At 69.3% G+C, this 14,776-nt stretch carries 12 protein-coding genes and 4 pseudogenes; 7 read left to right on the forward strand and 9 right to left on the reverse strand.

Annotated elements, in window-relative coordinates:
* Positions 1-47 precede the first annotated feature (47 nt).
* Positions 48-395: pseudogene (locus JIX56_RS19410) on the reverse strand (nucleotidyl transferase AbiEii/AbiGii toxin family protein); the annotation flags it as partial.
* Positions 396-406: 11 nt separating this feature from the next.
* Positions 407-730 (reverse strand): hypothetical protein, encoded by a 324-nt coding sequence (locus tag JIX56_RS19415; RefSeq protein ID WP_257542354.1) that lies wholly within the window; start codon positions 728-730, stop codon positions 407-409.
* 349 nt (positions 731-1,079) lie between these two features.
* Between JIX56_RS19415 and JIX56_RS19420 the strand changes: the two are divergent.
* Positions 1,080-1,955: pseudogene (locus tag JIX56_RS19420) on the forward strand (integrase); the annotation flags it as partial.
* Positions 1,956-2,273: 318 nt separating this feature from the next.
* Here the strand turns inward: JIX56_RS19420 and JIX56_RS48045 are convergent.
* From JIX56_RS48045 to JIX56_RS19445, 6 genes and pseudogenes are all read right to left on the reverse strand, one after another.
* Positions 2,274-2,378 (reverse strand): annotated as a pseudogene (locus JIX56_RS48045) (hypothetical protein); the annotation flags it as partial.
* Complete coding sequence (locus JIX56_RS19425) at positions 2,345-2,641, reverse strand: helix-turn-helix domain-containing protein (RefSeq protein WP_257542356.1); 297 nt, start codon at positions 2,639-2,641, stop codon at positions 2,345-2,347. The pseudogene JIX56_RS48045 and the gene JIX56_RS19425, both read right to left, overlap by 34 nt.
* A gap of 605 nt (positions 2,642-3,246) precedes the next feature.
* Entirely contained in the window at positions 3,247-3,474 is a 228-nt protein-coding gene (locus JIX56_RS19430; protein ID WP_257542358.1) for an acyl-CoA carboxylase epsilon subunit, read from the reverse strand.
* A 28-nt stretch (positions 3,475-3,502) separates the two neighbouring features.
* The gene (locus JIX56_RS19435) at positions 3,503-5,101 is read right to left on the reverse strand and encodes an acyl-CoA carboxylase subunit beta (protein ID WP_257542360.1); all 1,599 of its coding nucleotides are present in this window, start codon (positions 5,099-5,101) and stop codon (positions 3,503-3,505) included.
* A gap of 187 nt (positions 5,102-5,288) precedes the next feature.
* A complete protein-coding gene (locus tag JIX56_RS19440; protein WP_257542362.1) occupies positions 5,289-7,052 on the reverse strand; it encodes an acetyl/propionyl/methylcrotonyl-CoA carboxylase subunit alpha in 1,764 nt (587 codons plus the stop codon).
* A 192-nt stretch (positions 7,053-7,244) separates the two neighbouring features.
* Positions 7,245-7,370, reverse strand: a complete 126-nt coding sequence (locus tag JIX56_RS19445) for a hypothetical protein (protein WP_257542364.1) — start codon at positions 7,368-7,370, stop codon at positions 7,245-7,247.
* Positions 7,371-7,752: 382 nt separating this feature from the next.
* Here JIX56_RS19445 and JIX56_RS19450 point away from each other — a divergent pair, with 382 nt between their 5' ends.
* Both JIX56_RS19450 and JIX56_RS19455 read left to right on the forward strand, forming a co-directional pair.
* A complete protein-coding gene (locus JIX56_RS19450) occupies positions 7,753-8,355 on the forward strand; it encodes an ATP-binding protein (protein WP_257542366.1) in 603 nt (200 codons plus the stop codon).
* A gap of 139 nt (positions 8,356-8,494) precedes the next feature.
* On the forward strand, positions 8,495-9,766 hold the full coding sequence (locus JIX56_RS19455) for an MFS transporter (protein WP_257542368.1): 1,272 nt from the start codon (positions 8,495-8,497) through the stop codon (positions 9,764-9,766).
* A gap of 225 nt (positions 9,767-9,991) precedes the next feature.
* Here the strand turns inward: JIX56_RS19455 and JIX56_RS19460 are convergent, their stop codons facing one another.
* Positions 9,992-10,687 (reverse strand): GntR family transcriptional regulator, encoded by a 696-nt coding sequence (locus tag JIX56_RS19460; RefSeq protein ID WP_257542369.1) that lies wholly within the window; start codon positions 10,685-10,687, stop codon positions 9,992-9,994.
* A 306-nt stretch (positions 10,688-10,993) separates the two neighbouring features.
* Between JIX56_RS19460 and JIX56_RS19465 the strand changes: the two are divergent.
* The 4 genes and pseudogenes from JIX56_RS19465 (at position 10,994) to JIX56_RS19480 (ending at position 14,179) form a co-directional block, all read left to right on the forward strand.
* Positions 10,994-11,792: pseudogene (locus JIX56_RS19465) on the forward strand (putative hydro-lyase).
* A 55-nt stretch (positions 11,793-11,847) separates the two neighbouring features.
* Positions 11,848-12,612 carry a LamB/YcsF family protein gene (locus tag JIX56_RS19470; protein ID WP_257542371.1) on the forward strand — a complete coding sequence of 255 codons (765 nt, stop codon included), beginning with the start codon at positions 11,848-11,850 and terminating at the stop codon, positions 12,610-12,612.
* Complete coding sequence (locus tag JIX56_RS19475; RefSeq protein WP_257542373.1) at positions 12,609-13,301, forward strand: 5-oxoprolinase subunit B family protein; 693 nt, start codon at positions 12,609-12,611, stop codon at positions 13,299-13,301. The genes JIX56_RS19470 and JIX56_RS19475 overlap by 4 nt, the downstream gene beginning before the upstream one ends.
* Positions 13,298-14,179 carry a biotin-dependent carboxyltransferase family protein gene (locus tag JIX56_RS19480; protein ID WP_257542375.1) on the forward strand — a complete coding sequence of 294 codons (882 nt, stop codon included), beginning with the start codon at positions 13,298-13,300 and terminating at the stop codon, positions 14,177-14,179. Before JIX56_RS19475 ends, JIX56_RS19480 begins: the two co-directional genes overlap by 4 nt.
* Positions 14,180-14,776 lie beyond the last annotated feature (597 nt).

Genomic DNA, 14,776 nt, shown 5'->3' on the forward strand with positions numbered 1-14,776 from the left:
CGTCCGAAGAGGGTGGTCACTTTGTTGGCCACGGCGTCATCGGCATGCAGGACCGGACCGATCTCCAACACGGCAGGCGGGTGAGCCCTCCAGTCGCACCCGAGCTCCACCTTCGCCGTGCGCCCCTGTCCATCAGCAACCGCGAACCGGGCGAACACCCCACCGGACTTCTCCACCTCAACGGTGAGGCCCGCCGCCCGGTAGGCCGCAGTCACCGCATCGACGGCCTCGGAGAAGGCCACCGGGTCAGCGATGTCCGTGAACAGGTCGACGTCATCCGACAGCCGTTCCAGGAACCCATGCGCCTGGACGGCGTACCCGCCGGCCAGGACGAAGCCGTATCCCGCGGCGGCTCCAAGACCGATACGGGCGAGTCGGGCGTGAAAGGGATCCATGCAGGCGGATACTACGCAGCCCTGCGGGCCAGTTGCGGGAATCGCCCTTCCCACATCAACCGCACTCGCGGCGGAAGCCACAGCCTCCGCCACACGGCCGAGAGCAGTACCGGGTCAAGGAACTTCCGCAGCTCCCCTGCATGCATGGCCTCCCGGATGACCGTCTCATAGAGCATCCGCAGGTCCGCGTCGTCCGACAGGTCGTAGACACGCTTCGGTGTCCAGTCCAGCGCAGTCGGCAAAGCCACCATTCCGGCTGCCGGACCGGCAAGTTCCTCCAGCGTCTCCGGAACCGTGTAGGGCCGGATCTCCGCGTACCGCACCCGAGACTCCATACGCTCAGTATGCCCCTGCACGAGAGCTGTCCGCCGGTCGCTGTGGTGTCCGCCCATGACGTCATCGACGCCCGTGTGGAGGGCACCCACCAGGAGCGCGCCCGCCACAGGCTCACCCCCTACCGATTGCGCCAGCTGAGAGCCCCGGTGCCGCGCCTGTCCCTGGACGTGCGGCGCGGAAAGCGGCGCTACCCGCTCGACCTGGCTGCTGCCCGCCGAGGGATTCGCCCCTGCGCCTGCCGAAAACCTCATCCGTCCTGGTGGGGGCTGGTGTACGGGTGGTGTCGAGCGCGGGCGCTCGGGCGGGTGCAACGGGCACCCGGTGAGTGCCCCGGCAGGATGATCTGTCGTGCTGCTTCGACTTGCCTGTCTGGGTGTGGCGAACGTGTTCGCCCTGCTGCGGCTGCTGCCGGTGAGCGACCATGGCAAGGACGCGGAGATCCTCGCGCTGCGTCATCAGATCACCGTGCTGGAACGCCAACTCGGCCGGGACCGGGTGCGGTTCGCCCCGAGTGACCGAGTGTTCCTGGCCGCGCTGCTGCACCGGCTCCCGCGCGGTGTGCTGCGCCGGGCACGGCTGCTGGTGCGCCCGGACACTGTGCTGCGCTGGCACCGTGACCTGGTCTCGCGCCGCCACGCGGCCCGTTCCCGGCCGAAACGCGGGAGCCGACCGCGCACCGTGCACTCCATCCGCTCGCTGGTCCTGCGCCTGGCCCGCGAGAACCCGACCTGGGGCTACCAGCGCCTGCACGGTGAACTGCTCGTCCTCGGCGTGAAAGTGGCGGCGTCCACGGTCTAGGAGATCCTCAAGGAGGCCGGGATCCCGCCAGCACCCGAGCGGACGTCCAGTACCTGGGCGGACTTCCTGCGCTCCCAGGCCGATGCCCGGCTGGCGTGTGACTTCTTCGAGACCATCACTCTGTCCGGGACGCGGCTGTACGTGTTCGCCGTGCTCGAGCACGGCAGCCGGCGCATCCGCATCCTGGGCGCGACGGCGCACCCGACCGCCTCCTGGGTGGCGCAGGCCGCCAGGAACCTCGTCATGGATCTCCAGGACGCCGGCCGCCAGGCCCGCTCGGTGATCCGGGACCGGGACGGGAAGTTCCCCGAACTGTTCGACACGATCCTCGCCGACACGGGGATCGAGGTCGTGCTCAGTGGCATCCGGATCCCCCGCATGAACTCCATCATGGAGAGATGGGTGCAGACCTGCCGTGGCCAGATCGAGGGCGGCGAGCATGTGCATCACCCCGTCGTACCGGTTGTAGGTGGCTCGCAGACGACGAGGTGAGCGGCGTGGACGCCACGCCTTGCCCTTGCGGGGCATCAGATTCAGCGGCCCGAACTCGTCCACGCACACCACCCGGCCATCGGCCGGCGGCGTGTCGTACAGCGCCAGGACCCGGTGCATCTTGGCGATGAAGTCCGGGTCGTTCGAGGATTTCCAGGTGGTGGTCGACTGCCAGGAGACTTTGCCCTCGCGCAGTATCCGCCACAGGGTCTCACGGCCGACCGCCGGGACGACTGACTGTTTCACCAGGTGCTCGGCCAGCTTGGTCAGGCTCCAGGTGGAGAAGGCGGTGATGCGCCAGTCGGCGGGGGACGTCCGGGCGATCAGGCAGACGTGCTCGCGCACCTCGCTACTGATCGTCCTGGGGCGTCCCCCGCTCCATTTTGGGTCCAGTGCCTCGAACCCCCTTCGTTGAAGGCATGGATGACATCGCGCACATAGTCGGCGCTGACCTGCATCAACGAGGTGATGTCCGGCACCGACTGGCCCTGTACGGACATCATCACCACGATCGTCCGCCGCAACTTCACCGGGTCCGTCGCGGTCCGGCTGATCCGCTGCAGCCGACGGCCCTCCTCCATGCTCACCGGCCGGACGAACACTCCCGGACGACGTCCCACAACCACCTCCACGATCACGACCTGGAAGCAGCCTGCCCCGCAACAAGCGAATGATCAATTACCTGGCCAACGAACTGAGACGAGCCACCAGCAGTCCTGAAGGTTGCCTACATCAGTGGAACTACGCAAAGGCCTACCACTTCTTCACCCACCAAGTGCCTCCGACGAGTGCGGCAACAAGGACCCCGACAACCTCGTTCTCGCTGGTCAGAGACAGCTTCGGCTTACGCAATGGGACCTCCCCCGGGTCAGCGTTCACCAGGAACTCCGGATCCGCCAGCCGCCCATCCACCCCAGCAGGTCCCGCCCCAAGACCCTCAATGCGCAGATCATCAGACACAACCCACAAGTAACCACCTCCACCGACACAACTCCGGCACCCGACGCTCCCCAACAACGCGCTTACGTAGCCGATTACGTAACGTCACCACCGAAACCCCGGCAGCTTCAGTGGACACCACCCGTTCCAGGCCACGCAGACAGCCCCCACCGCTGCCAATTCGCGCAGCCTCCAAGAAGGAAGTGGGTCCAGTGGTCTCCGGGCATGCGCCCGCGCCGGGCAGCTCCTCCCCGGGATACGTAGACGTCCGGGGACGGCCCGCTGTTCAGGCCGCCCCGGGTGGTACGACGGAGCGTGGTCGGGTGAACCGGGTGGCGAGCGGCCGCCGCAGGCCCGCCGCGCGGTCGGCCCAGGCGGATCGCGGGGTGCGGCGCGGCAGGCCAGGCCGGGTGTCCGCAGGCGGGGCGCCGGCCGCCCGGGCGGCGAACACCGCTACGACGGCGGCGATTTCCTCGGGGGTGGGCTGCCCGTACAACACGGTGATGGGGGGCATCGTTTCGCTCCTCTCGGTGGTCTCGCCGCTACAAGGGGATGTTGCCGTGCTTCCTCTCCGGCTGCGCCTCGCGCTTGGTGGACAGTGCCCGCAGGCCGCGGACGAGGTACTCCCGGGTCCGCGACGGCGCGATCACGGTGTCGACGTGTCCTCGTTCGGCAGCGTGGCGGGGGGTGAGGAGGGCGCTTTGGTACACGGACATCAGCTGGGCACGCCGGGCCTCGACCACGGCCGGGTCCTCGGCTTCGGCGCTCTCCCCCGCCACGGGGTCCAGCAGGCCGACCGCGTCCCGTGCGCCGCTGACCGCGATCTGGGCGGTGGGCCAGGCGATGGCGAGGTCGGCGCCGAGCTGCTTGGAGCCCATGATGTCGTACGCACCGCCGTACGCCTTGCGGGTGACCACGGTGATGAGCGGGACGGTGGCCTCCGCGTACGCGTAGGCCAGCTTGGCGGCGCGCCGGCCGATGCCGCGGAGTTCCTGTTCGGTGACGGGCAGGAAGCCGGGGACGTCGACGAACGTGAGGACGGGGACGTTGAAGGCGTCGCAGGTGCGGATGAAGCGGGCGGCCTTCTCGGAGGCGTCGATGTCCAGGCAGCCGGCCAGGTGCAGCGGCTGGTTGGCGACGACTCCGACGGGCCGGCCCTCGACGCGGCCGAAGCCGGTGATGATGTTGGGCGCGAACAGCGCCTGTGTCTGCAGGAGTTCACCTTCGTCCAGCAGGCACTCCACCAGCCGGTGCATGTCGTAGGGCTGGTGCGCGGTTTCGGGGACGATCGTGTCGAGTTCCCGGTCCTCGGTACTGGTGTCCACGTCGGAGTCCTCGTCCGGGTAGGCCGGCGGGTCCTCCAGGTTGTTGGACGGCAGGTACGACAGCAGGGCCTTGACGTACTCGACGGCGTCCTCGTCGCTGTCCGCCAGGTGGTGCGCGCTGCCCGAGACGGTGTTGTGGGTGCGGGCGCCGCCCAGCTCCTCCGGGTCGACTTCCTCACCGGTGACGGTGGTGACGATGTCCGGGGCGGTGGTGAGCAGGTGCGAGGTCCGGTCGACCATCACAGTGAAGTCGGTGAGCGCGGGCGAGTGCACCCCGCTGCCGGTGCAGGATCCCGTGATGAGGGATATCTGCGGGACGACGCCCGAGGCCCGGGCGTGGCGGCGCAGCACCTGGCCGTACGCGCCCAGCGCGCCGGTGCTGTCCTGGATGCGCGTGCCGCCGGTGTCATGGATGGCGATGACGGGGCAGCCGGTCTTGAGGGCGAAGTCGATCGCGGTGCCGGCCTTCCGGGCGTGGGCCTCGCTCAGGGCGCTGCCGAGGCCGGGGAAGCCGAAGGCGAAGACGGCCACCGGGCGTCCGTCGACCGTGCCGTGGCCGCAGACGGCGCCGTCGCCGGGAAGCCGGCCGTCCCCGGTGTCCGTGGGGCTGCTCGCGTGCCGTCCCAGGAACTCGTCCAGTTCCACGAACGAGCCCTCGTCGAGAAGTTGCTCCACCCGCTGCCGGGCGGTCACCCTGCCTTCGTCTTCGGTGTCCGGCGTGCCGGCGACGGTATGGAGGAGCGCGGCGGACTCGCCGATGAGCCGTTCCGTCGATTTCCTGGCGGTGGTGTGGACGTCGGTGGCCGCCACGGTCATCCGGTGTCTCCTGTCGTTGCGCGTGTAACGGGTGGGTGAGGTGGTCGCGGGCTGCCCCGGTCCCCGTGCATGGGCTGTGTGATCTCCCGTCGCGCGCCGCTGCGTGATTCGGTGTCGTTCCCCATGTCGTTTTGCATGTACGCCCCGTGCGGGCCCTGTATGTAGGCCCCGTGCGGGCCGTGACGCATCACGAACCGATCTCGCAGAGGGGGGCGCCGGAGGTGACGGAAGCACCGACCTCGGCCATCAGGCCCTTGACGGTGCCGGCCTTGTGCGCGTTGAGCGGCTGCTCCATCTTCATCGCTTCGAGCACCACGACCAGGTCGCCCTCGGCGACCTGCTGGCCTTCCTCAACGGCAACCTTGACGATGGTGCCCTGCATGGGCGAGGCCAGGGTGTCCCGGGAGACGGCGGGTCCCGGCTTGTTCACCGCCCGCTGCCTGGGGCGGGCGCCGCCGGCCGCTGCGGTGAAGGCAAGGCTCATCATCCCCAGCGAGGTGGGCAGCGAGACCTCCAGGCGCTTGCCGCCCACCTCGACGACCACCGTCTCGCGGAACGCCTGGTCCTCATCCTCCGCCTGCGCGGGCGCGGCGAAGGCGGGGATGTCGTTGGCGAACTCGGTCTCGATCCACCGGGTGTGCACGGAGAAGGGCCCCTCGCCCGGTGCGAAGGCGGGGTCGTCCACCACGGCACGGTGGAAGGGGATGGCGGTGGCCATGCCCTCCACCCGGAACTCGGCGAGCGCGCGGGCGGCGCGCTGGAGGGCCTGCTCACGGGTGGCGCCGGTGACGATCAGCTTGGCGAGGAGGGAGTCCCAGGCCGGGCCGATGACCGAGCCGGACGCAACGCCCGTGTCCAGGCGTACCCCCGGACCCGTCGGCGGGACGAAGGCCGTCACCGTCCCGGGTGCGGGCAGGAAGCCGCGGCCGGGGTCCTCGCCGTTGATGCGGAACTCGAAGGAGTGGCCGCGCACGGGTGGGTCGTCGAAGCCGAGCTCCTCGCCTTCGGCGATCCGGAACTGCTCGCGGACGAGGTCGATGCCGGTGACCTCCTCGGTGACCGGGTGCTCGACCTGCAGGCGGGTGTTGACCTCCAGGAAGGAGATCGTGCCGTCGTTGCCGACCAGGAACTCCACGGTGCCCGCGCCGACGTAGCCGGCCTCCCTCAGGATCCCCTTGGAGGCGGAGTACAGCTCGGCGTTCTGCGCCTCGGTCAGGAACGGTGCCGGGGCCTCCTCCACCAGCTTCTGGTGGCGGCGCTGCAGCGAGCAGTCACGGGTGGACACGACGACCACGTTGCCGTGGGAGTCGGCCAGGCACTGCGTCTCCACGTGGCGCGGCTTGTCCAGGTAGCGCTCGACGAAGCACTCGCCCCGCCCGAACGCGGCCACCGCCTCACGCACGGCGGAGTCGTACAGCTCGGGGACCTCCTCCAGGGTGCGGGCCACCTTCAGCCCCCGCCCGCCGCCGCCGAACGCCGCCTTGATCGCGATCGGCAGCCCGTGCTCCTTCGCGAAAGCCACCACCTCCCCGGCCCCGGAGACCGGGTCCGCGGTGCCCGCCACCAGCGGCGCCCCGGCGCGCTGCGCGATGTGTCGCGCGGCGACCTTGTCGCCCAGGTCTCGGATGGCCTGCGGCGGCGGGCCGATCCAGATCAGCCCCGCGTCAGCGACCGCCTGTGCGAAATTCGCGTTCTCGGACAGGAACCCATAGCCGGGATGAACGGCATCCGCTCGGGAATCCTTGGCGGCCTGCAGCACCTTGGCGATGTCCAGATAGCTGACGGCCGGAGTGTCACCTCCCAGCGCGAAGGCCTCGTCGGCCGTACGCACATGCAGCGCGTCCCGGTCCGGATCGGCGTACACCGCCACACTGGCGATCCCCGCATCCCGGCAGGCACGGGCGACGCGGACAGCGATTTCGCCACGGTTGGCGATGAGCACCTTGCGCACGATGGCTTCTCTCTCAGACCTGGGTGCGTTGTCGTCGGCAGAGCGGTCGCCCCATGACCATGCGGCGGAGGCGACGAAGCCCGGCTGAGCCCCGAGCACTCTTCGAGGAGGCGGCGAGGGGTCAGGTCAGGCGGGAAGAGGTCGGTAACGGACTCCGCCGCTTGCCGACAGTACAGATTGTAGAACGATCCTTCAATACTTGGATTCAGGTCGGATCTGACTATTCATCCAGTCATGCGCCTTGTCCGGCACCGGAAGGCGCAGCGGCGCACGAAAGGACAGCAGCCCCAGTACCGACGGGCACGTGACGTCCACCATGGGCACCCCTCCCCTGGCGCGGCGGGCTGACCGGAAGGAAGCCCTCCCAGGTCAGCGCGCCGGGCAGCGAAGCACGGCACTTCGAGGCCCCAGGGGCAGGAGGCCACCCAGTTCGGCGCCGAATCCTTTGGATGACTTTCCAGGCGGGCGAGGCATCAACAAGCCCTCGACTCTGGCGATAATCACAGTATCGTAGGGCAATCCTACGTACTCGCGCGGATGCTGCGACTCTCAGAGCCGGAGCAGACACTCCCACGCACGGTCCGTTCGTCGTCGCGGCACCAAAGTCAGGATCGCTCGTTCGACGAGCCCCTCGCCGTGACGGACTCGCCGCGCGCCCACAGCGCATCCAAGGCTGCACCTACTCTCTCGTGAGCGTGCCATGCACCCGTTCATCCCCGCCCAGACACGGCCCGCCCCCTCGACCTCCACACCGGAGGGCCGGACGACCTGGCAGCTGCCGCCGGTCACCGAGTCCGTCCGATCGGCCCGCTTGCAGGTCGCCGCCCAGCTGAGCGCATGGGGGCTGCCACACCTCATCGACGATGCCGTGGTGATCGTCTCCGAACTCGTTACCAATGCGGTCTGTCATGGTGCGGGTCCCATTTGGCACACTGTGCGCCATATCTTCACCGGCGCCGGTGAGAGTATCCACATCGAAGTGGGCGATCACGGCTCCACATGGAACGGCACACCCGCCCCCCGCAGGGCGATGGACACCCTGGAGTCCGGTGGCCGGGGCCTGCCTCTGGTCGAGGCGCTGTCCTCGCACTGGGGCGCCTGGCGCCTGCCGCACGGCGTCGTGGTCTGGGCCGTCCTGCCGGCGGGACCGAGCGGGCAAGCGGTTCCAGCGAGCCTCGACGGCCGGGGAATCCTGCCAGGACCGCAGGATCACGTACCGACCGCCCACGAAACGAATGTGAAATCAGAACGCCTCGTAGAAAAAACCTTCATAACTCTTGAAGGATCGTTCAACGATATCTAGCTTGTTCCCAAGGTCGAGCGTCAGGCCCACAAACCGGCAAGGTCCGCAGCGGCGGCCGGACACATGAGGACCGACCGACCCTCAACAGCTCTGACACGACGTCTCGTTCCGCCAGTCCCCTCTTCCCGTGAGGTCCAGCGTGACAACCACTCCCACAAGAACCACGGCCACCGCCGTCGGCGAGGCGACCGGCCCCTTCGCCTGGTATCAGACGATGTCCCAGCAGGGCCGACGCGCCTTCAAGGGGGCGTTCGGCGGATACGCCCTCGACTCCTACGACTTCCAGGTGCTGCCGCTGAGCATGGCGGCCATAGCGGCCTACTTCAGCCTCAGCACCGCCGAGACGGGCCTGCTGACCACCGCCACCCTGCTCGCGTCCGCGGTCGGCGGTGTCCTCGCGGGTGTGCTGATTGACCGGGTCGGCCGGGTCAAGACCCTTATGATCACGGTGGTCACCTACGCCGTGTTCACGGTGGCGTGCGGCTTCGCCACGAATTACGAGATGCTGCTCGCGATGCGCACGCTTCAGGGCATCGGCTTCGGCGGCGAGTGGGCAGCCGGTGCCATCCTGGTCGCCGAGTACGCCAGGCCGCACTACCGCGGCCGGGTCCTCGCCTGGGTGCAGTCCTCCTGGGCGATCGGCTGGGGACTGGCCGTCATCGTCAGCACCATGCTCATGGACAGGGTGAACCCCGACCTTGCCTGGCGGATCCTGTTCTGGACCGGTGCCCTGCCTGCCGTGCTGCTGGTCTACATTCGCCTCAAGGTCAAGGATGCTCCTGAGGTCTCGGAGCGGCTCGCCAAGAAGGAAGCCCGCGTTCCGGTCACGACCGTCTTCAAGGGCGGCCTGGCCCGCAAGACACTCTTCGCGACCCTGCTGTCCATGGGCGTGATGGGCGGCTACTACACCTTCGCCACCTGGCTGCCCACCTACCTCAAGACCGAGCGGGGACTGTCCGTCGTCGGCACCGGCGGCTACCTCTTCGTGCTCATCACCGGCGCCTTCTGCGGCTATGTCGCTGCCGGACACGTCGTCGACCGCCTGGGCCGCAAGAAGGCCTTCGCCCTCTTCGCCTTCCTCAGCGGCAGCCTGCTGATGACGTACGTCAACGTTCCCGAGGGTTCCAACAACCTGCTCATGATCCTCGGCTTCCCGCTCGGCTTCAGCGCCTCCGCCATCTTCTCCGGCTTCGGCTCGTACCTGGCCGAGCTCTACCCGCACACCGTCCGCGGCACCGGCCAGAGCTTCACCTACAACGTCGGACGCGCCCTGGGCGCGATCTTCCCGACGGCGGTCGGATTCTCCTCCGGGGGCGTCGGCGGCGCACTGGTCTACGGCGCCATCGGCTACGGCCTCGCACTGATCGCTCTTCTGGGGCTGCCCGAGACCAAGGGCAGCGAGCTCAGCTGAGCCCGCTCTCCGCACAGACCGTGCAGATCCCTGCACGTGTGCCCGATCGGTGGTGGCCGGTGGTTCGACTCCCCGGCCACCACTGCCTGCTTCCCGGCCCATCCCGTGCGCCGACGAGAACGCAGGCCGACGTGCGGGCAGGCCCGGCCGACCGTGGCAGGCCCGGGACGGGGGTTGTGTCACACCGCCTGTGGGCGCGGGCCCCTTCAGGCCCCCATGCTTCCTTCAGGCCTCCATGCTTTCCGAGTACCTCTCGACCAGCTGCTTCTCGGCGTCGTCGAGATACGAGGTCAGCAGCAGCTCCGCCCTGACGATGTTCGCCTCCTGGAGGACGGTGAGGATCTCCCGGTTGCGCGGCAGGTACGACTCGTGGAAGCCACGCGGATTGTCCATCGCGTGGAAGACCAGACGCAGCTCGGCCAGCACGCCCCGCATCAACTCGTTCAGACGAGGGCTGCGGGCCAGGGCCACCACGGCCTGGTGGAAGTGGATGTTGGCCGTCCCGAGGTCGGCCCAGGCGCCGTCCTCCGAGGCTTTCTCTCCCTCGGCGACCGCGGCGGCCGCCTGGCTCAGGTCGTACGGCGGCATAGCCAGGCTGCGCACCGCGGCACACTCGATGAGTCTGCGTACCTGGTAGATGTCGATGACGTCCTGGACCGTGAGCACCCGCACGAAAACCCCGCGGTTGAGTTCATGGGCGAGCAGCCGCTCGTGGGTGAGCAGGCGGAACGCCTCCCGAAGGGTGTTGCGGGAGACGCCGAGAGCGTGCCCGATGGAGTCCTCCGAGAGTTTGCTGCCCGGCGTCAGGTACCCCTCCGCGATACGCGTGCGCAGAATCTCGGCCACCCGGTCGGCGGTGCTGGAGCGCCCGAGCAGTTCGCGGTCACCCATGAGCACAGCCGGGTCGATCTCGGCAGCCATGACGTCCATCCTTCGAACGGGGGCCGACCGGCATTCCGCGGCGGCTCAGAGCGTGTCTACAGCACCAGTGAATCGAAAAACCGAGAACGAAACAACAAGGTCACTTGTCGGATTGTTCAACGATCCTTTAAAGTGGGTTCGCCGTATAGCCCGGACCTGTGTCTGGCGGCTTCCGTCCGCCGTTCATGAGACGGAGCACCGAGGGTGCGGCGTCGCAAGCCCTCCGCGCAACCACCGCGGGCCGGAAGAAGGCCTGCGCTCCCCCTTGGCAGTCGCAGTCGGACTGCCGTGACGAGAGGACCGCAGATGACGGAAGCAGTTCATCCGGAGGCCAGGACCCCCAGTCAGGCCCGAGCCGTCTTCCGTGCGGGCTCCAGTGCACCCACGGCCGGCTGGTGTGCTGGATACACCCAGGCCAACCTCATCTCGGTGCCCGTGGAATGGGCCTACGATGTTCTGCTTTTCTGCCAGCGCAATCCCAAACCCTGTCCGGTCCTCGACGTCACCGACCCGGGATCCTGGTCCACGGTCCTCGCCCCCGACGCCGACCTGCGCACCGACGTCCCCCGCTACCGCGTGTGGGAGAACGGCGAGCTGGCGGACGAGCCGACTGATGTCCTCGACGTCTGGCGGGACGGCCTGGTCACGTTCGTGATCGGATGCAGTTTCACCTTCGAGGGTGCTCTGGCCGGGGCGGGAGTACCGATGCGCCACATCGACCAGGGGCGCAACGTCGCCATGTACCGGACGGACCAGCAGTGCCGGCCGGCCGGCCGGCCGGATGCACGGGCCGCTCGTGGTGTCTATGCGCCAGATCCCGGCCGGTCTCGTCGAGACCGCGACCCACATGAGCGCTCTGATGCCGGCGGTGCACGGCGGGCCCGTACATGTGGGCGATCCCGCGGCGCTCGGAATCAAGGACCTCTCCCGCCCCGACTTCGGTGACGCGGTGGAGGGGGAAGCCGGGGATGTACCGGTCTTCTGGGCGTGCGGCGTCACCCCCCAGGCCGCCCTGATGGCCTCACGGCCGCCCTTCGCGATCACCCATGCACCCGGGTACATGCTGATCACCGACGCCCAGGACGTGGACTACCGCGTCGCGTGACGCCCACCGGCCGCCCGAGAGGGACACGGATGACTCCGAGGAGACCAAGCAAGCGATGACCGACAGCGTGATAGACCTCAACGCGGACCTCGCGGAAGGGTACGGCCGGTGGACACTCACCGACGACGAGGCCCTGTTGTCCGTGGTCACCAGCGCCAACATCGCCTGCGGCTTCCACGCGGGCGATGCCGCGACCATGCGCAGGGTCTGCGAGGGCGCGGCCGAACGGGGCGTGACCATCGGAGCACATGTCTCCTACCAAGATCTGGCCGGGTTCGGGCGCAGGAACATGACCGTGCCCGCGGATGAGCTGGCCGCCGAGGTCGCCTATCAGATCGGCGCACTCGAGGTGTTCGCCCGGGCGGCGGGAACGAAGGTCGCCTACGTCAAGCCGCACGGGGCACTGTACAACCGAGTGGTGCACGACGAGGAACAGGCCGACGCTGTCGTCCGCGGTATCAAACTGGCCGATCCCCGTCTGCCGGTGTTGTGCCTGCCCGACTCGGCCATCCTCCGCCAGGCAGAGCAGGCCGGCATGGACGGCTTCACCGAGGCGTTCGCGGACCGCGCGTACACCGAGGCAGGGACCCTGGTCCCGCGGGGCACTCCGGGCGCCGTGATCACCGATCCCCAGCAGGTCGTCGAACGGGCCCTCGCGCTTGCCGTCGAGGGCAGTACCACCACACCCGACGGCAAGCCCGTACAGATACGGGCCAGATCACTGTGCCTGCACGGCGACACACCCGGAGCAGTGGAACTGGCACAGCGGGTGCGCACGGCGCTCGAGACGGCCGGAGTCCGGGTGGAGGCGTGCGCATGAGGGCGCTGCCGGTCGGAGAGGACTCACTGCTGATCGACCTGGAGACTCCGCAGGAGGCTCAGGCTCTGCACGCGGAGGTGTTGCGACGCCGCGACGCGGGGCTCCTGACGACCAGGGAGATCGTTCCCGGAGAGAAGACGGTTCTGCTCTACGGAGTCCCGGACGCAGAAGGTCTGCGTGCCGAGCTGAGCCGGTGGACCGTACCGGAGGCGGCTGCGGACAGCGGCCCGCTGCTGGAGATTCCGGTCCGCTACGACGGCGCCGACCTCAGCGCCGTCGCCCGGTTGTGGGGCGTGAGAGAAGACGAAGTGGTGCGCGTACACAGCGGCACCGAGCACCGGGTCGCCTTCTGCGGATTCGCCCCGGGATTCGCCTACATGACGGGGCTTCCCGACGCCTACCATGTACCACGGCGCGACGCTCCGCGCACCTCGGTGCCCAAGGGCTCCGTTGCACTCGCCGGCCCGTACACCGGCATCTATCCAAGGTCCTCGCCGGGCGGCTGGCAGCTGCTCGGAACCACACAGGCTCCCCTGTGGGACATGGAACGCGAACCGGCGGCGCTGCTCACCCCTGGCACGCGGGTGCGGTTCATACCCCAGGAGCCGCACCGGGAACTGTCCGGGAAACCCATGTCCGCCGGAACACTCGCGTCCGCAGGGCGCGGCAAGCGCGTGAGGTGCCCGTGAACGCAAGCAAGCTCGAGGTCGTACGGGCCGGCGCGCTCACCACCCTTCAGGACCTGGGGCGGTTCGGCCACGCCGGTCTGGGCGTACCCCGCTCGGGGGCGCTCGACCAGCCGGCCCACCGGCTGGCGAACCGGCTGGTGGGCAACACCGCCGACGCGGCAACTCTGGAGACCACGCTGACCGGGGTGGCGGTGCGCGCCGACCAGCCCGTGACCGTCGCGGTCACCGGGGCCCCCGCCTCCGTGCGGATCGACGGCCGCCCGGCCGCGTGGGCAACCCCCGTGCACGTACCGGCCGGTGCGACGCTCGACGTGGGCGCTGCCACCTGCGGCCTGCGCAGCTATGTGGCGGTGGGCGGCGGCATCGACGTCTCCCCCGTCCTGGGCAGTCGCTCCACCGATCTGCTCTCCGGCCTGGGGCCCGCCCCGCTGCGAGACGGAGACGTCCTGCCCCTGGGGGTGCCGCAGGGCCTGCCCCGTCACGCCGACACGGTGTTCTGGCCGCAACCGCCCCGGGAACTGCTGCTGCCGGTGCTGCCGGGTCCGCGGGACGACTGGTTCACCACCGCCGCTCTGCGCACTCTCGCCACCGCCCGGTTCACCGTCTCGTCCCAGAGCAATCGCATCGCCCTGCGGACGGACGGGCCCGTCCTGGAGCGCGCGATGCACGGCGAACTGCCCAGCGAGGGCATGGTGATCGGGGCGATCCAGGTGCCGCCCGACGGCAGACCGGTGGTCTTCCTCGCCGACTGCCCGACGACCGGTGGCTACCCGGTGATCGGTGTGGTGCCCGAGAGGGGGCTGCCCGCCGCCGCCCAGGCGGTGCCCGGCCTTCCCCTGCGCTTCGTCCCGGTCCGCCGCCGACCGCGAACCGGGTGACCGCGCACTGATGACTCCCCGCGTCCGAACCTGTCGTTGATGGTCTGTCGAGTCCCGGCGCCGGGGGCCGGTGGCCAGTCGGGCGCATTGCCGACGGGCCACCGGCCCTGTCGCGTCGCTCCGTGAGATCAGTCCCACCGGCCCGTCGGCCGGGCGCGGGCCCCACGTCGGTGATGCCGGTCGTCGCGTCCAGCCGCAGCAGGCGGCGCTCACGGCGCGCACGTGGTCATCCTCTGCGGGTTCAGCGGCGTGGCACTGTCGCGGGCTGCGTCGTGCCGCCGGCCACCCGGGAGTTCCGGCCGCCGACGTCAAGGTCTGCGCGGGCTCCGGTGTCTTCCGGACTGCCGCGAGTGAGTCTCCTGGTCAGCAATGAGGGTGTGCTGGGCGGCTGACGGTCTCGCCTTCGCTGACGCTCCGTCACCCGGTCCGCGATACCCACTCCCGCCGGCCTGACAGCGGTGCATCAGGCCGTTCCATCAGCCCCGCTCCGATCAGGCGGGCCGTGGTACGGGCGGGCCAGGAGTGGTCGGCTACCCCGGCGTGGCGGAACCGGCACGGCTCCTCCGGCCGGCGCGGGACGCAACGCTGCGGCATTCA

Source organism: Streptomyces sp. CA-210063 (genome assembly GCF_024612015.1).
In the GTDB taxonomy this organism is placed as follows: Bacteria; Actinomycetota; Actinomycetes; order Streptomycetales; family Streptomycetaceae; genus Streptomyces.